This is a genomic window from Psychrobacter sp. M13 (genome assembly GCF_030718935.1).
Taxonomy (GTDB): Bacteria; Pseudomonadota; Gammaproteobacteria; order Pseudomonadales; family Moraxellaceae; genus Psychrobacter; species Psychrobacter immobilis_G.
In genome coordinates, this window is sequence record NZ_CP132194.1 from 1,968,923 (window position 1) to 1,987,483 (window position 18,561).

General features: G+C 41.9%; 13 protein-coding genes. 4 read left to right on the forward strand and 9 right to left on the reverse strand.

Going from position 1 to position 18,561, the window contains the following annotated elements:
• Positions 1 to 81 precede the first annotated feature (81 nt).
• On the reverse strand, positions 82 to 1,341 hold the full coding sequence (locus Q9G97_RS08210; protein ID WP_305898401.1) for an FAD-binding oxidoreductase: 1,260 nt from the start codon (positions 1,339 to 1,341) through the stop codon (positions 82 to 84).
• Positions 1,342 to 1,893: 552 nt separating this feature from the next.
• Here Q9G97_RS08210 and Q9G97_RS08215 point away from each other — a divergent pair.
• Together Q9G97_RS08215 and Q9G97_RS08220 are read left to right on the forward strand one after the other, a co-directional pair.
• A complete protein-coding gene (locus tag Q9G97_RS08215; RefSeq protein WP_305898402.1) occupies positions 1,894 to 3,912 on the forward strand; it encodes a hypothetical protein in 2,019 nt (672 codons plus the stop codon).
• 143 nt (positions 3,913 to 4,055) lie between these two features.
• Positions 4,056 to 4,400 (forward strand): multidrug efflux SMR transporter, encoded by a 345-nt coding sequence (locus tag Q9G97_RS08220; RefSeq protein WP_305898403.1) that lies wholly within the window; start codon positions 4,056 to 4,058, stop codon positions 4,398 to 4,400.
• Between the two features lie 23 nt (positions 4,401 to 4,423).
• Here Q9G97_RS08220 and Q9G97_RS08225 read toward each other — a convergent pair whose 3' ends face one another.
• The 4 genes from Q9G97_RS08225 to surE all read right to left on the reverse strand — a co-directional run bounded on the left by Q9G97_RS08225 (position 4,424) and on the right by surE (position 9,999).
• Positions 4,424 to 6,607 (reverse strand): ATP-dependent helicase, encoded by a 2,184-nt coding sequence (locus Q9G97_RS08225; protein ID WP_305898404.1) that lies wholly within the window; start codon positions 6,605 to 6,607, stop codon positions 4,424 to 4,426.
• 59 nt (positions 6,608 to 6,666) lie between these two features.
• Positions 6,667 to 8,238 (reverse strand): phosphatase PAP2 family protein, encoded by a 1,572-nt coding sequence (locus Q9G97_RS08230; RefSeq protein ID WP_305898405.1) that lies wholly within the window; start codon positions 8,236 to 8,238, stop codon positions 6,667 to 6,669.
• Positions 8,239 to 8,256: 18 nt separating this feature from the next.
• Complete coding sequence (locus tag Q9G97_RS08235) at positions 8,257 to 9,066, reverse strand: peptidoglycan DD-metalloendopeptidase family protein (RefSeq protein WP_201569376.1); 810 nt, start codon at positions 9,064 to 9,066, stop codon at positions 8,257 to 8,259.
• 132 nt (positions 9,067 to 9,198) lie between these two features.
• Positions 9,199 to 9,999, reverse strand: a complete 801-nt coding sequence (gene surE / locus Q9G97_RS08240; RefSeq protein ID WP_305898406.1) for a 5'/3'-nucleotidase SurE — start codon at positions 9,997 to 9,999, stop codon at positions 9,199 to 9,201.
• 500 nt (positions 10,000 to 10,499) lie between these two features.
• Between surE and Q9G97_RS08245 the strand changes: the two genes are divergently transcribed.
• Together Q9G97_RS08245 and Q9G97_RS08250 are read left to right on the forward strand one after the other, a co-directional pair.
• Positions 10,500 to 10,958 (forward strand): MCR_0457 family protein, encoded by a 459-nt coding sequence (locus Q9G97_RS08245; protein WP_201569380.1) that lies wholly within the window; start codon positions 10,500 to 10,502, stop codon positions 10,956 to 10,958.
• A 440-nt stretch (positions 10,959 to 11,398) separates the two neighbouring features.
• On the forward strand, positions 11,399 to 12,565 hold the full coding sequence (locus tag Q9G97_RS08250; RefSeq protein WP_305898407.1) for a D-alanyl-D-alanine carboxypeptidase family protein: 1,167 nt from the start codon (positions 11,399 to 11,401) through the stop codon (positions 12,563 to 12,565).
• Between the two features lie 142 nt (positions 12,566 to 12,707).
• Here Q9G97_RS08250 and Q9G97_RS08255 read toward each other — a convergent pair whose 3' ends face one another.
• The 4 genes from Q9G97_RS08255 to Q9G97_RS08270 form a co-directional block, all read right to left on the reverse strand.
• A complete protein-coding gene (locus tag Q9G97_RS08255) occupies positions 12,708 to 14,663 on the reverse strand; it encodes a HAMP domain-containing sensor histidine kinase (RefSeq protein ID WP_305898408.1) in 1,956 nt (651 codons plus the stop codon).
• 193 nt (positions 14,664 to 14,856) lie between these two features.
• Positions 14,857 to 16,278 (reverse strand): ribosome biogenesis GTPase Der, encoded by a 1,422-nt coding sequence (gene der, locus Q9G97_RS08260; RefSeq protein ID WP_305898409.1) that lies wholly within the window; start codon positions 16,276 to 16,278, stop codon positions 14,857 to 14,859.
• A 162-nt stretch (positions 16,279 to 16,440) separates the two neighbouring features.
• Positions 16,441 to 17,649 carry an outer membrane protein assembly factor BamB gene (gene bamB / locus Q9G97_RS08265; RefSeq protein WP_201569388.1) on the reverse strand — a complete coding sequence of 403 codons (1,209 nt, stop codon included), beginning with the start codon at positions 17,647 to 17,649 and terminating at the stop codon, positions 16,441 to 16,443.
• Positions 17,650 to 17,740: 91 nt separating this feature from the next.
• On the reverse strand, positions 17,741 to 18,556 hold the full coding sequence (locus tag Q9G97_RS08270; protein ID WP_305898410.1) for a tetratricopeptide repeat protein: 816 nt from the start codon (positions 18,554 to 18,556) through the stop codon (positions 17,741 to 17,743).
• Between the last annotated feature and the right edge of the window lie 5 nt (positions 18,557 to 18,561).

The following is an 18,561-nucleotide window of genomic DNA, read 5'->3' on the forward strand; positions in this document are numbered from 1 at the left end:
ATGTATCCTAATTATATTGTTTATTAGGGCGTGTTGAACATTCGACAGTGCCTTCTTGTGAATGTTCAACACGCCCTAGATTTATTTAGAAAAACGCTGCGCATTGAAAGGTTCAACATCTACGGTTGTAGGCTTATCGTGAATCAGCTCTTCAACCAGACGACCCGTAATCGGCCCAAGTGTAAAGCCTTGATGACTGTGACCAAAGGCAAACCATAACTTATCATGTTTGAGCGCAGGGCCAATAACGGGCTTCATATCTGGCATACAAGGGCGCGATCCTGCCCATGCTTCACTCTCAACCGCCTCGTCTAATGGCAAGATTTTTCGCGCTAGCTTGAGTACGGTCTTGAGCTGACCAAAATTCTTTGGTGCATCCATCGTGGTCATCTCAGCACCTGTTGTGATACGAATGCCTTGCTGCATCGGCCCCATCACAAAGCCTTTGTCCATGTCGAACATACTATGATGAATCGTATTTTTGGCACTGACTTTGAAGTGCTGATGATAGCCACGCATAGGGAATAATGGCAAATTATAACCTAAGGGTTTGATCAACTCATTCGACCAAGGTCCTGCGGCTACTACCAAATCATCACAGTAATAAGTCTCGCTATCGGTGACGACTCTCCAGCCATTGTTATCGTTATCCGAATCAGGAGTAATCTCTTTAACGTTGGTTTCTTTTATTTCCCCTCCCATCTGCTCAAAGTTTTTAGCATAAGCTTTGACCAGTAAGCTTGGGTTAGACACCTGCCAAGAATTCAACCAATGAATAGCACCGACAAAGCCATCAAAGTTGGCATTTGGCTCCATAGCCTTAAGCTCATCTAAGCTCAGTACTTTATGCTCAACGCCCTGCTCGCGATCAAGGATAGCCGTATCAGCAGCTATCTTGAGCGTCTCATTGGAACGATGTAATTGCAGCCAGCCATCGCGAGTAATCAGCTCATCGGCACCTGAAGCCTCAATCATTGTCTGATGCTCACTGGTACAATGCTCAATCAGCGTTTGCCATTCACTCTCAATCTGCTTAACCATAGCAGGTGCTGAGTACTTCCAATACTTCAGTAAGGCTTGGTGATAACGCAAGATGGCTGGTATACGATAACGGATATCAGTGCCTTGATTGGGCATAACTCTGACCAATTCAGTAAGCTGACGCGGGAAAGGATGAGTATGGATCGCTTCACGTTGAATCAAGCCTGCATTACCGTAAGAGGTTTCAAGCCCTGGTAATTTGCGATCGAGCATCAAAACTTTTGAATTGTTTTTTTGTAGATGCCAAGCCGCAGAAGTACCAACCATGCCGGCACCGATAACAATAACGTCATAACGCATAACATATCCTTTTGAAGTACTAATAATAGGTATTAAAATCTGATCAATGCTACCGCGGCTAATAATAGGGCAATAAATAAGGCAATAAATAATCGCTAACAGTAGCCATTCATATCTCTAAATGCAGAGGTGATAGTAACGCGAACTTATCAATTAGGGAACCCATATTTAACAGATATTTTTGTTACTCCATACTTTTAGTTATTGTTGATTATTTTGGTTAATGCGATTACTCATTTATTAAGTTGACGATTGTTTTTAGATAAAAGCGCGCCTAGGTTAACGAAGATTTTGTAGGTGTTTTTGACTAGCTGTAACCCTATATAAAAAATGATAACTTCTCATATTTATTGGCTATTAGTTGGCGCAATTATTGCAACATTTAACTAACAATATTTGGTTTGATTTTATTAAAACGCATAATAAAGTCGTTCAAACTAGGGATATATAGGCTTTAGGCCAAAGTATACTGATAGACATTTACTGTTCTTATACACTATGCTTATATTAGTGATATATTTTAACTTAATAAAACATCGAAGAGGTTATGAAATGATAGTCAGGAAATACCTAGGTCTTCAGATACTACCAAAAGTGACTCTATTTGCTCTGTTAGCTGGGGCTGGCTTTAATTCCGCTCATGCAAATTTTGCATCCACTGCAACCTCTAGCCCAGGTACTTGCCCTATTAATCATAAAATGTATTACATCGGCGCAAACCCTCCCGCTTCGACTGTAGATAAACCTGTAACCTTTCAGGCACTTAATTGGACTGCTGGCAACTCTAGCCGAACTTTTGCATTTTCAGAAAGCTCAGGAGTTAAAAACTTTATAATCGAATTTCCTATTTTATTAGATTTGAATAACGGTTTTGGTGGTACTCCGCCATTTTATGGAAGCATAAATGGTGCTACTACTAATGGAATAAACTTGGTCCATGATTCTCCATCAGCTAAAACAAACCATAGTCTAGATGTGAGTGTCAATAGATCAGTGAGTAAAGTGGGCTATAAGATACAAGATTTGGATTCTACGATTAGTAGAAGGCGAGTGCCTTATATCGAAGAGGCTGATGTCTCTGCTAACCAAGGCCAATTAACTTTTAATTCAAACTTTCATACTAGAAATCCAGCGGGTGATGTCGTAACTGCCCGCTCAGGGGAGAACTGTGGTACTGGAGGATGTACGATAGATGCGAGTTGGACCTACAATCTTGCTAATATCGCTCTCAATATGAAGCATATCAATACCTTTACACAAACCGATAGCGCACACGCTGCTGCCTATTCTGACTTTTTCTTCTGTCTTGCCCCGCCAAAGTTAATTGTCAAAAAGCAATTGAGTGGCCCTCGTGTCGCTAATAATGATCAGTTCAGTATAGCAGTGACAGGAGGCTCGATCGCTGCTAATAGCTTTACGACGTCAGGGACAGGTTCAGCCGTCAATAATAATAGTAGCGCAACGCTCAGCTTAAAAGAAAACACCAGCTATACCATTACCGAACGCCTAAGTAATAGCACAACGCTTGCTGATATAGCCAGTTATAACGCGACTTATACCTGCAATAACGAGACTACAGGTAGCATCGTCAACGTGTCTAGCGGATCAATGACCTATGATGCAAACAACAATACGCGCTCATTTACGCTGGCTAATGCTACCTATGGTGATGAAATTACTTGTACTATCACCAATAGTCCGAATTATGTGTTCTCAGGCATCGTCTTCAATGACAACGGTGGTATCACAGCGAGTAGCAATAATAGACAAAATATATCGTCTACTTTTATAAATAACGGCAGCTACTTTAATGGTGTTTTTGATAATGCCACTGAATCTGGTATCTATGACAGTAACTTACAAATACGTTTGACGAACTGTAATGGTAGTGACATCGCCACCACCTCATCCAATCCGCAACTGGTGTCCGACGTTCAAGCCACCAGAGGCAGATATAGCTTTACAGTACCAGCGAGCGCACTTACCAACATGACTAAGGTCTGTCTCATTGAGAATGAGCCAAGCTCATGGCCGTATACTATAGACACCACACCTAACAAGCGTGAGGTGACTTTGATCAACAATGTCTATAACTATAAGACTGAGAGTAACGGCTCTCGCAATCTAGACTTCGGTGAAGTACGAGCTGATAACGCCGCCTTAGTATTGATAAAATCACAGTACGTCCATGAGTGTAATAATAGTTTGAACTATCAAAGTGTTACTAATAGCACTGATCCAACCGAAGGTTTTAGCATCAACCCTATCAGTGATATCAAGCCAGGTAACTGTATTGCTTATCGCATACAAGCTTATAATCGCGGTCATATCGGTCTTCAGCAGGTGCGCATTAGTGATGTGCTACAAACCTCCCCAGTCACTTCACGATTCCATCGACCAACGCCGCTATTCTTACCAACCTCTGTGACTAGCCCGACCGTAGCTTATGATACTAATGGTACGATCCAATCCAATCTATTTAGCTTGGCGGCGACTCAGTCTACCGCAAATCAACCGACATCAGCTATACTATATTTCAATACGAAATATGGGACGACTGAAGCGCCATAAACCAAATCAAGCTCTATCATTGGCAGATCAATAAGCTCACGATAGAGCTGACAGTTTGAGGTTTTTGGGTGATGTTTTGGTTTATAATGCAGCGCTATGAATATGCTATTCAAACGATGCAAAAATAGCGGGAGCAGCACCTAATGAACCCTGTCCTAATTGGCTACGGCTTTTTGATGCTGGCCATTATCTTTGAAGTGCTTGGCACAACCTTTTTGGTCAAGTCTGAGCAGTTCACTCGTCTAGTGCCTACCCTACTCACAGCCTTGCTGTATGTCTGCTCGTTCTACTTTTTGACTCAGACTTTAAGGACAATTCCACTAGGCATCGCTTATGCAATTTGGGGTGGTGTTGGTATTGTGCTGACGGCTATCATTGGACTGGTTATATTCAAGCAAAGCATCGATATACCAGCGATTATCGGTATTGGTCTGATTATCTTGGGTGTGGTGGTGATTAATGTGTTCTCGCAGACGGTTGGGCATTAGGGTTTAATGATTATATCTATTTCCTACCACCAAACAGGATCACTACTCTCTTTATGCAATTTAGCTATTTCTATCTCAACCTTATCCGCAGACAGCTCGGCGATAAATCGTGAGGGCTTATCAAAGTACCCTGAATAACTGGCAAAGTAATCAGGCGCAGTGAGATACAGGCGAGTTTTCGCACGACTACACGCCACATAGAATAGTTTACGCTCTTCCTCCAACTCCTCAAAGTCATCGATAGAGCGATGATGCGGAGTCATGCCATCGACCAGTGAATTGACAAATACCACTGGCCACTCAAGACCTTTCGAGCTATGAATGGTCGAGATCGTGACTTTATCCTTATCATCACTATCCTTATTCACATTATCGGTTGCTGCGATTGAGTCATTGGGTGGATCAAGCGCTAAATTCTCTAAGAAATTATCGAGACTATTATGCTCATTGGCTAAATTTTTGAGTACGCGAAAATCCTCGGAGCGCTCGCGCCAATTTTCCTCAATCGTTTTTAGCAGTGGAATATAGAACTCTAAAATATCCTCAATGACGGTTTCAACGGACTCTGCTTGGCTAGCTTTGGTTAATACCGTATATAAAGGCTCAAGCTGAGCGCTTTTTTTGGTAAAGGCTTTAGCTCGCAATGGTTCAAATGAATTATTATCAGTGTTAATCGCTTGAGTCAATTTAGTAGCAGTCACTCCACCGACGCCACGAAACAGGGTCAAAATTCGATGCCAAGCGATCGCGTCATTTGGGTTGTAGAGTATTTTGACAAAAGCTAAGACGTCTTTTATATGCCGTCTCTCAACGAATTTAATACCACCAACGACGATAAAGGGAATATGGCGCTCCATCAGCTCTAACTGCACATAGTTAGATCCAAAAGAGGTACGACAGAGTATTGCAAAGTCTTTATAGTCATAGTCAGGCTTATGCTCAACGATTTTATTGGCGATATATTTCGCCTCACGGGTCTCATCACTTAGACGGCTAAATATAGGCTTTTGCCCTGCTATCGCCATATTAGAGTACAGCTGCTTTTGATAGCCAAGCGTAATCTGCTCCGATAAGCCATTGATATAGTCGAGCACCGCAGGCGTGCTGCGATAATTTTGCTCCAGCTTAATCAATTGTGCTTCTGGATAAGTCTCACCAAACAGTAAGATATTCTCATAATTAGCCCCGCGAAAGGCATAGATGCTTTGGTTATCATCACCGACGACCATGAGCGACACCGAAGCTGGCGCGGCAATAAGATCTATCAACTGCTTTTGCGGAATATTCGTATCTTGATATTCATCGACCATGATGTAGCGATAATTCTCTTGTAGCAGCGCTCTAAACTTACTGTTGGTTTTTAAATGGCTGACCACTTGACTAATAATGTCGTCAAAATCATAGAGGTGATTAGCGCGCTTATAAGTATGAAAATCAAGCGCTAACTGTTCAATAATAGGGATATGGATGGCGATATCGGGATAGTTAGTCTCAATCAGCTCACGAATATGAATACGGCGATTTCGAGAAGTTGAGAAGATATTTTGCAGCGTCTTTTTACGTGGGAACGCTTGTTTTTTAGTTTGCACAGGGTACTTTTTTTCTTTAAATATCAGATCTATCGCATCTTCACTATCAGCGGTATCTAAGATGGTAAAGCGCGGATTGATACCTAGCAGACCTGAGTACTGACGCAGTAGTCTATTACAGAATGAGTGAAAAGTGCCACTAGTAATATCATTTAAGGTTTTAGTCGTCGGTAGAACATCTTCGGATAACTCATCGTCAGACAAGCGACTTGCCAGCAAAGTCTTGGCGCGACTTTTTATCTCGTTAGCTGATTTACGGGTAAAGGTCAATAGCAATATTTGCTTGGGCGCAATACCGTTTTCTAGTAGATAGCTGGTACGATAAGTCAAGGTTTTGGTCTTTCCCGAACCTGCCCCAGCTATCACTAAAACCTTACCGTCAATGGTAGTCGCAGCTAATAATTGATTGGGGTTTAGCTCGCTGGCGTAATCGACTTGTAAGCCTAAATCATGTCTTAAACGCTGCTCAAACAGCTTTTTATTCATATCAGCATCGGCATCAATTAGGTTAGCCTCTAGCTTCTCAATAGCTTGCTCTAAACGTGCCAGCTTTGGCTTGATATCAGCAAAGTTTTGTGGGTATTGATAATTTTGGGTATCGAATAGAGTTGCGCTCATTATTGATAGTTACCTTGCGGTTTTAGGTTTTAATATTTTAGGCTTTAATAGTTTAGGTGTTAATATTCTAAGTTTTTGGCACTGGTCATAGCTTTAATCACGTCATTAGGCAAATATATATCTGACAAGTGCGCATTAGGATAGTGCTGATTTATCCAATTTTTATAAGTATTTACGCTTAGCTTATCACAATATGCTAAATACAAAACCTGCATCGCGATACTACGTGAGAACCCCATCACACAATGAAAATTAATTAAAGTAAGAGGCACTTGCGATAAGTTATGATTAGCCTCATTGCTCTTATTAATTAAACTATCTATCTGCTTAAATAAACCACCTAATAGTGGCACATCTGCTCGACTAAACGGTTGTAAATCTAGTAACGGCAGATATAAGTAATGCGTATTAACGGTCTGAACACGGTCTTTATCTATAACAGTATTAAGCTTTGATAAATGACTATTAATCTCTGCGGCTACATCAACCACGATTAGCTGGCTAGCTTCCCTGTTATCATTCATTGATCTATAGCTAATTGGCATAAAACTATTGATAAATTTAGCTGATGATAAGCGGGCACTTGCAGAGACTAGCACCTTGTTATCAATCGTATGCCAAAGGGTACTGTTAACCATTTCACTTTGTTTATTAGCAAAATAAAGCTGACCTAAATGCGACATTATTTTATAGGCTAATAAAACAGGTGCAAAAGCTAACCAAGTGCTTAGCGTTAATTTGCCAACGCTGTTTTTACGCAAATAACGTTGATTGACTTCAATATTATTCGCTTGATAGAGCCATGACAGCAGCATAAAACTAGCCAGCCAATAGCAGGCAAAGGCTATGCTAAAATATTTAATAGCAAAATATTTGTCTATAAAAAAACTAGCGATAGCTATTAATAAAAACCCGCCCATGCCAACTGTTAGATATTTAAGTACCAAGGCGCTTTGTAATTTATGCACGATAAGCAGAACTATACCAGCCAGCACAAACCCACCTACTATATCGAGCAGATGATGCTGATAAGTAAATACCGTTGAGGCAATGATTAAAATACAGACTATGGATAGTGCTAAACGATAGATGACTAATCGCCACTTATATCGACTATACTTTTTATTAACTACGCTCCACAAGGACACGCCAAGTAGCAGCGCATAAGTGACATGTAAGGATGGCAGCTGATTAAAGGGCTTATCGGTCGCGTTTAAAAACTGATAGCCAAAGGCCGTCCAATCCATCGTTAATGGACGAATAAAACTAAAACGCGCTGGGATTAAATAGAAGACTAAGCAGGCCAATAAAGTGGCGACGATCAAACGCGCGCTCAATACGGATAGCTGGCGTGCAGTACGTACCATAAAAAAGCTGGCAATGAATACTATCATTGACCAGCTATAAGGCACTATCATGGCAGGTTTAAAAGGTATTGTGCTATCGATAGTTATCGCTAAGCTATGAATACGCTCAGGATAACGATCAAAAACTGCGGCGCTATAGGTATTGGTTAAGGTATAAAATATGGCGAATAATAGTAACGCTATTATTAAATGCTGTACGCGTAATGATAACTTTACCTTATCTTTATCAATACTAAGCTCGTTATTCCAGCTCTCATTTACCATAAATCATACTACTATCAACTAACGACCCAGTACAGATCTTGGATCGATAGGATTGCCATTTAGACGCACTTGAAACTCTAAGCCGACTTGATTGGACTGACCGCTGCTGCCCATAGTAGCGACGCGCTGACCTTTTTGAACCTGCTCACCCTCTTTGACTAATAGCTGGGTATTATGCGCATAAGCGGTAATATAATTATCGCTATGGCGGATCATAATCAAGTTGCCATACTCTGAGAGACCGTTGCCAGAATACAGCACCGTACCGCCTTGGCTGGCTACGACTGGATCGCCAACCTTACCTGCAAACCACATGCCCATATTACCTGCTGAGGCGTCAAAGTTGCGCACTACTTGGTTGGTACTTGGATAATCATAGCCTGAGGTGGAGTTGGCCGTGTTTTCATAGGCAGGGGCTGCTGGTGCTTGGTTTTGTACTGGCGCAGTATAAACGGGCGCTGAATTGACAGGCTGACGATTGCTATTGTTGTTCGCATTGTTGTTATAGATACTGGCTACCGCTTGATTGCCTTGCCATAGTACGAGCCTCTGGCCGCTATAAATAGTATATTTACTATCGAGACCATTCATAGCACCGATTTGACGGTAGCTTAAGCGGTAGCGCTCAGCTATTTGACTGACCGTATCACCACGTTTTACCACATAATAGTTAGGCACTCCTTGGCTATTGGTGATGATAGTAGGGCCTGACTGATTGTTTTGATAAGTGGGTTTAGTGGCACAGCCGCTCATAGTAAGGATGCTAATAGCAAACGCACTTGTCAGGGTTGCTGTTGCTAATGATGAGCCAAGGGAGAATCTTTTCATACGAGGTGTCCTATTTTTTTACATTGTTTTCTACATGAGTTATTACTGGTAAATTTGCTATATTTAGAGGCACTTAAGTATAGCAGTTAGTGTTTTTATTAGGGGCTGCATAGGCATTGACTTAACACTGTTTTATAACGTCAAAGCCGACAGCTTAGCTAAGGCGTCTATTGGGGTATGATGTATTCTAACAGGCGATAAGCTAATAAAGCCATCTGCTATCGCTTGAATATCGGTATCATTGGCTGATGTTGCCAAAATCATGGCGGTAGATCTGACATATGGCACCTTACGCAAACACAGCCAATAAGCCTCGCGCCCTCTAGGGTCAAGCATACAATGCACAGGATTAGCGATTGAGCTATGACCTAAACTTGTTACTTTGCGCCCCTTAATATCAGCACTACTGGCGACATCTGGAATGTTAACATTCAATACATGATAGGGCATCTGTTTGATAGTCTTTAATATAGAGGTCTCGGTAATGAGCGCAACGATTTGCGCGGCGGCCATCCGATAACGACTATATTGATCTGCTCTGCTATGACTTGCACCAACTAAAGAAGTCGCTATCGCTGGGACGCCAAATAATTGAGCGCTCAAAGCGGCGCCAAAGGTGCCTGAGAATAGCACATCCTGCCCAAGATTAGCGCCTGAATTAATCCCAGTAATCACGCAGTCAAAATCAGTCGCGCAATAGAGCTGCTGCAGGGCTAAATAAATACAATCGGCAGGCGTACCATTGACCGCTATAAACCCTGATTCTAGCGTTTGTGTATATAGCGGTTGCGAGATATTCAGCGCACTAGCACAGCCACTTTGCTCAGTATCAGGAGCGACGACAGTGACCGATCCTATTTTGGATAGCGCTTCGTATAATGCGCGCAAACCTGGCGCATGCACACCGTCATCATTACTGATCAAAAACTTCATAGCGACTCACTACATTTATTTTCAAAGATTCATTGATAAAATTTATGGCTGCCAATAATAGCATCAAAACACGTGCTGGTATTTAGGAACAAGTTTAAGGTGCTTATTTTTAGGTGCCTATTTTTAGGTATGCATTTAAGATAACGATTTTAAGATAACGATTCGTAAATAATTACAGGTGATAGATTATAGATAACTACAGGCAAGAAGATATATAAAATATTGATTTTAATACAGCTATCTTCAATAAATTTAGGGGTTTGGAGTAGTTATTTAGGACCAAGAATAGCAAAAAATAGATTATATTAGACAGTAAGTCTTAACAATACAAACTTATCTGCAATGCTTAAGCAACTTATTAGTCCATGCTACCGTTATGTTGCTATAATTGGCCTTCAGGTCACAATATATCTACACATCGGTCAATATAATATGTGACTTTTGTTTTTATTCCTATTACCATAACAGCATCAAATAATGCGAAGCGAGTGTGATACTGAATGAATAATCAGCCAATGTTAGCTATAGTCTCAACCCTGTCCAAAACTCTCTCTACTAGTGCAATGAAAGCTGTAGCCAAAGTTGGCTTAGCAGGATTGGTCACCTCTGTCGCTATGCTATCCCAAGCAGCTTATGCGGCACCGAACTCAAGTACTACTATTCCTCTTGATATGTCGGGGATGAATATTACTAAGCACGAGATTGCGGTTATGCAAGTACTATCTGAAATCTGCCCGCCTATGTTAAACGGCAATCAAAAGCAGCGCTTTTATAAGTCTTACAATGTACATTTGCACGAGCTTATGCCAACGCTTGAAGACCCAAAATCAGCTATCCAATACTTATCGACTCAGCAAGACTATCGTCAGATTTTGCGAAGTATTCGTAGCTGGACGATGAGCTTCTCTAAGCAAGATAACAAAGCCATCTGTGAAGACTTAGCCAATGCAGAGTACTAAATCTAGCGTACTACACATAGCGTGTTAGGCTTAGGCACTAGTTTAGCGGCTATCAATTCGCTAAGCTAGAGCAACATTTTATTGAGCTGGTGCTATTATTTGATTTTTAATTTCAGCTTGCTGTTTACTTACTCATCCTATTGAGAAGTACAGCAAGCTTTTTTATGAGCGCAGACACGATAAGACAAACGTAGTAAAATAATTATCAGTAATAACTTTGAGCAAATTGCTCATTTGCCTATTGATGATAGCGCCTTTTTAGACTATTCTCTTCGGCAATAATTATTTGTAGTTATGCATTTCACCTTAGCCACTAAGTTGCTAAGATGATGCGTCAATCTTACGTCTAGTATTTTTTACAATTGATCTCTTATTCCAATAAGGTCAATTGCAGCTCATACTCTAGACACATCTAGTCTTATAATGTGGTGAAATAATCTATGAGCGTAAAGCGTGTAAAACAACAGTTGGCACAGTTAGTAATCGGTGTCAGTGTATCTTTGGGGACAGTCGCCGTACATGCCGCCATCACTCCCCCTACGATGGACAATACGGCCTATGTGTTAATGGATTACAACACAGGCGAGATACTGGCGCAAAAAAACGCCAATCAGCCTCTGCCGCCAGCTTCATTGACCAAAATGATGACCAGCTATATTATCGAGCAGCGCTTAGCATCAGGTGATTTGTCTGAGGATGAACCTGTACTCATGAGCGAGAACGCTTGGTGCCGTGGTAGTAGCAGCCAATCTTGCATGTATGTCCCTGTTAATAAGACCGCCAGTGTCATCGATATGTTGCGCGGTATTATCATTCAATCAGGTAATGATGCTTCTACAGCCATGGCCGAGCATATCGCAGGTTCTGAGGCATCCTTTGCTATTTTGATGAATGAGGAAGCCAAAAAATTAGGTATGGAGAATACCAATTTTGTTAATCCAACGGGTATGCCTGCTGAGACTCATAAAGCTTCAGCACTTGATTTGGCTGTATTGGCACGCGCTATTATCAAAAATAGCGGCGACTACTATAAACTTTATGCCGAAAAAGAGTTTACTTATAATGGTATTACTCAAGGCAATCGCAATGCGCTATTAGCGACAGACAGCACCGTAGATGGTCTTAAGACAGGTCATACTGATGCCGCAGGGTATTGCTTGGTAGCATCGAGCAATCGTGATGATATGCGCCTGATATCTGTCATTATGGGTACTGAAAGTCAACAGGCTCGCGCTGATCAATCGCGCGCGCTACTCAATTGGGGTTATGGTCATTTCACAACCGTCACCAAAGCACCAGCAGGACAGTTCGTAAGTAAGCTACCTGTATGGTTTGGTGAGGCCAAAGAGATCGATGTGGCAACGGGTGATAATCTACAGATTCTTACCACTAAAACGCAAAGAAATAAAATTACCACTGTAGTTGATATTCCCGAAAGCTTAGAAGCCCCTATTAAAAAGGGTCAAGAGATCGGTAAAATGCTAGCAGTCATCGATGGTAAAGCAGTCGCCTCAGTTCCTATTGTAGCGACGAGTGACATCGAGCAGGCAGGCTTTATCGGTCGTATGTGGGAGCATGTGGTACGCTGGGCGCAGAATTTATTTTAATTCGTTTTGATTAAAGTTTTTGACACTTAGTATTGATAGCGATGACTGAGTACTCACATTCGCTATTAATACTAGGATTTTTTATGACTTTATTCCAGAAATTGAAAAAATAACTTTTAATACTATTTAATTAATTAGTCAGCTAATCTCTTCCCGTCCATTTTTGTAATAACTCAACCAAAGTTTCAGGATGCTCAGGCACACTATGATAGTAGTCAATACCAGCAATCTTTAGCTCATGCTCAAACTTATATCTCTCATGCGCTCGATCCATCGGATACCAATAAATAAGCAACGTTCGGTGTTTGGTTTCGTAATCTCGCACCAATTGCGCCAGCTGCGCTACTTGCTCAGGTAAAATATCTTCGGCAAACATCATCATATCAAACCTAGCATCAGCCAATTGTGCCATCGACAGTTGCTCAATGGGCCAAAAAGTCACCTCTGCGCCCAAACGTTGTAGCTCTTTTGCCAAAAAGTCATTATCGTCAGCATGACAGTAGATGATCTTCAAACCCTCTAGTGGAGAGTGCTGCCAATTTTTATATTTATTACGTAGCGGAATAACAACGGTAAATTGGCTGCCCTCACCGACACGGCTATCCACATCAATGGATGCGGCTAGCAATTGGAGCATTTGCTTGACGATTGGCAGGCCTATACCAGCTCCCTCGTATTGACGAGTTTTTGAGGAGTCAACTTGGAAAAACGGCATAAAAATCTTGTCAACATAGTTATTATCAATACCAATACCTGTATCGATGACCTTGATATGCCAACGTATACTGTGATCAAAATGAGTCAATTGCGACTCAATAGTAATTTGCCCTTTATGAGTAAATTTGATCGCGTTATCAATAAGCGCCGTTAAAAGCTGCTGAATTTTATTGGCATCACCTTCAAGAGTGTAGTCAATATGATGCGTATGACTGATTAGCGCCAAACCTTTTTTTTGTGCAATAGGATCAAACTTGGCCAGTAGATCGGCAATCATTTGCAAGGGATTAAACTCACATAAATTGATCCTCACTTGACCTTTTTCAATTTTATTAAGTTGAATAATTTGCTCTAAAGTCAGCTCCAAATGTTGACTGCCTTTACTGATAATAGCTAAAGTATCTTGCTGATCATAGCTCAAATTCTGACTATCTAATAATTGCAAGCCACCTGAGATAGCATTGAGCGATGTTTTGAGCTCATGGGTAATCATACTTTGAAAGTTATATCGCTGCGTCTCAAGAGATTTATCTTTTTGCTGCAAGCGCTGCTCTAAATCTCCTAGTGCCGCATACTGCTCGCGCAACTCGCGCAAGCGCTCAAATAAGAGAACAAAAGATTGTTTGATATGCATCAGCTCACGAAATTCGAAACGCTGCTGAATCACAGGTAGCTGTTCTAGATCAGGATTGTTAATTACCAGCTCACAAGTCGTGGCAAGCGCTGTAATATCTTTGCTTGAGCGTAACAGTTTGCGAAAAATAAAAGCCATCACTAAGATGCCTAGCACTAAGGTTAGTAGCCAAAGCGGAATAGTCTTACGTAACCATTGCATACGCAGCTTTTTAACATCTAAGGTAATATTGATATAGCCTACCAGCGCATTAGTAGCCGTTGATTGATCTACTGTAGCGCTAGTATCTAGTGCAGTATTGCCCCTTTCTAGTGACGATAGCTTTGTATTGAGCTTCTTAACTTGTGTTTGATCATCTACAGCGTAGCGACTGGTAACTGCACGGTTGAAACTGACGGTATCTGCCAACAGCGCGTTATGCCAATCACTACTGGTTCGGTCAATGTCCGCTTGGCTAAGGTTATCAATGGGATGATCGGTGGAATAAAAAACGATATTTTGAATACTAGCGTCATCAGCTAGTAATATACTGACTTGATTGGCTACTAAATTAGCGCCATCAATCGTTGAGGCGCTGCTAGCTAATAGCTCTGCTAATTGCTGCACATGCAAGCGCTGCTGCTGATAATAGTAGACATAGCCGTAAACGAAAGACAATAAAAAAGCGATTAAAACAGCAACAGCTATCCCCTGCAACACACAGTTCCAAATAAGAATTGGGAGCGTTTTAACCAAATTTATACGCATGTTACTGAATCATGCCAATAATGTTTTAACTTATATTACCTGATATTTGACTAGGGGTTGTATAAAATTAATAGATTGATTTTAATAGCTTGTATAAGTCTGTACTTATGGGTTTTGATGATTATTAAGCACTCACTTATATAACAACTTGCCAAGACTAAAAAGCGTGTTTGCAATGCAAACACGCTGATAGTTAACGCTTCTTTTTCTCACGAGTAGTGAATTTTTGTGCTCTATTGCGCTCACGTTGACGCAGTTGCTGAGCTTTTGCTTTAGTAGGCGTATCGCTCTTGCCTGCATAAGGATTGTCGTTGAGCTTAAACACCACATTGAGCGGTGTGCCTTCAAGCTTAAACACTTCGCGGAATTGGTTTTCAAGATAGCGCTGATAGCTCTTAGGTAGCGAGCCGGTTTGATTACCATGAATGACGATAACCGGTGGATTATGACCGCCGATATGAGCATAGCGCAATTTGATACGGCGACCTGAAATAGCAGGTGGCGGGTTAGCAGCGACCGCATCTTGCAAGATCTGAGTTAAGCGATTAGTCGACACTTCAAACATTGAAGAATCATAAGCACGTAAGAGTGAAGGATATAAATTGCCCACCCCAGTACCATGTAATGCTGATATTAGATGCACTTTTACATAAGGAATAAAGTTAAAACGGCGATCCATTTCGATCTTAATATAGTTTTTTTGATCTTGAGTCAAACCATCCCATTTATTGATGGCCACTACCAAAGCACGGCCTGCATCAAGTGCATAGCCAATCATATGCAGATCTTGATCAACGATACCTTCTTGCGCATCAATGACAATGACGGTCACGTTCGAATCTTCGATAGCTTGTAAAGTCTTGATTACTGAGAACTTCTCTACCTTTTCATCAATCTTACCGCGGCGACGTACCCCTGCGGTATCAATCAATACGTAATCTTTGCCATCGCGTTTATAAGGGATATAAATACTGTCACGAGTAGTTCCTGGCATATCGAACACGACGACTCGATCCTCGCCTAATAGACGATTGACTAGCGTTGATTTGCCGACGTTTGGACGACCAATAATCGCCAGCTTCAAACCTTGTGGCTCCACTATCGACTCTTTTTCTGGCATATCTGCAGTAATGACTTCAAGCAGATTACCAACACCTCGGCCATGACTAGCGGCCATAGGATAAGGCTCGCCAAGACCTAACGCATAAAACTCAGCAGGCGCCGAATCATGAGCGCCATCGACTTTATTAGCGACCACGTAGACAGGCTTGCCTAAAGTGTGCAAGAACTTACCAATCTCAGCATCAGCACCGATCATTCCTACGCGTGCGTCTACCACAAACACGACGATGTCAGCTTCATGAATAGCTGTATGCGACTGCTCAGACATATAATCATCGATATTACCGCTACCGTCATCTGCTTCACCGATACCACCAGTATCTACTACGATAAAAGCTTTATCTTCGTATTCAGCATCGCCATATTGACGGTCACGGGTCAAACCCGACAGATCAGCGACTAAAGCCTGACGACTTTTAGTAAACTGATTAAATAAAGTGGATTTACCAACGTTTGGGCGGCCAATTAAAGCGACCACGGGCTTGATACTCATGCGTTACTCTCAATGATAGTGTTTAAAAGCAAAAACAGCGAATACGCTGTTGATCACCTTAGACACTAATAAATAATAATAAAATTTTGCTAAAAACTTGCTAACAATAAGCTCATAGCTTATCAATAAAATCAAATTGGCATAACAAAACAAAAATAGCGATTAACGAGCCAGCTGCCAAACAGCGACTTGGCCTGAATTGCTTTGGGTTAGCAAGCGACTGCCTTGCACTTGTAAGGTATGCAGTGCGCCTTTGGTTTGGACGCGACTTACGATAGTACCTGTTGCTGAATCGAATAGATGTATTACCCCATCCAAGTCACCAACGGCAATATAGTTGCCTATCATCACAGGATTTGTCAATTGACGATAGCCTAGCTCATCGTTTTGCCATAACACTGCGCCGCTATTACGATCATAGGCGGCTACTTGACCTGCTAAACTGGTCGCTACTACTTGCTGAGCGTTGACTGCAAGAGACTTCAAGCTTGCTTGTTCATTCACGAATTTTACTTGTCTTGAAGCCAAGTCAATACCTAGCATCTGTCCACTATAGCTGATGGCGAACAGTTCATTATTGTCGACGATAGGTGCGCCATCGACATCACTCATACGTTCAACTTCACTACTACCTGAGCCAACGCCAATACGACGTGACCACTGCGGCAGTCCGTTATCGACAGTAATAGCATGTAGACGACCGTCAGCGGTCGCCACTAGCGCGGTTTTATCGTCTAATAAGGTGGGCATAGCGCTGCCACGCACGCTAATATCAGGTACTTGAGTCGCAAACTGCCATACTGATTGACCATTTTGCAAAGATAATCCATGCAAAAAGCCATCATTAGCTGACAAAATAACTCGGTTATTACTGATCAAAGCTGGGCTGAGCACTGAGCCAGTTAATTGTTGCTGCCAACGCTTAGCACCTGTTGTGCTATCAAATGCCATGACCTGCCCGCTACGCGTACTAACAATAGCAGTTTGGCTAAAGTCGTCTAGTGCTACGCCACCTGTGATTTGATCGCCGACATTAACAGACCAAAGGCTTTGACCTGCGTTATTAAAGCCTGATAAATCACCACCGCGTGAGGCAGTGACGATTTGATCATTACTATAGCCAACTTGTAGGCTAAGTGGATCTTTAGCACTGGCTTTTTTGCCAGCATCTACGTTGAATACAGGCTGTAGCACACTGATCGGTTGGGCGAGCTGAACCAATTTTACAGGATCATTGACCACGGGCTTAATACCTCGCTCACAGCCAACGACTGCACTGGTCATAAGCGCCAATACTGCGACATGCGTAACCATTGTTCTTATATTTTTTTTATTGACTAAGCGGTTATCAAGGCGAATAAGTAAAGTCATGGTTGGTTCTCATTACAAATAAGTGAACGATCTATAAAGGCTGAAATCTTTGCTCAAAAACTACAATCAATAGTTTAAGCTTTAAGTATATTTATTGTGCTGTTTGAGTCTCAGTATTTGCAGCGTCGTCTGTTACAGGTTCTTGATTAACAGTCTCTGGATTAATAGCTGGCGCAGCAGCAGCTTGGACAAGCTCCGTAGGCGCATCGATAGACTCAGGCACTATACCCAAACTCTCCATTTTCAAAGCTAATACGGCTCGAGTTTCTTGACGCTTGCGTAGCAGCTCCCAAGCATTGTTGTAAGCCTGAACAGCAGCGTCTTTGTCATTTTGAGCCAAATAGATATCCCCTAATAGCTCTTGCTGGCTGCCCTCAAAAGAGCTTGGCATATCGGTCTTAGCTTCGGTTAACGCCGCTTCAGCATCGCCTGCGGCTAGTAGAGTCTCAGCGTAACGCAAACGAGCTATGGCTGTAAGTCCTGCATCGCCAAGATCAATAGCTAGTGCCTGCTCAAAGCTCTTACGTGCTCCTGCAAAGTCATCGCTATCGACCTGTCCGCGAGCCTTTATCATTAGCGCTTGCCAAGCATAAACTGAGCTACCATGAGTGCTCACTAAAGTATCGATGTTAGCATTCAACTGCTTACGACTATCGGCAAGTGCTGTTAAAGCATCCGCTTCTAGGTCTGGATTTTGCGCCGCCAAACTGACTTGCTCATTTAACAGCTGAATATCCGCATATTGATCAGCGGCAACGGTATCGACCCGTGCATGGTTATTTTGCCAATAAGTCCAGCCAAAGTAACCTGCTAATGCCAGCAAAATAACGGTGATAATATTACCACCATATTGTTTTAACGCTTGCATTGAGCCATCTGGGTTTGACGTATTAGGGGTCAGAGCCATGAATA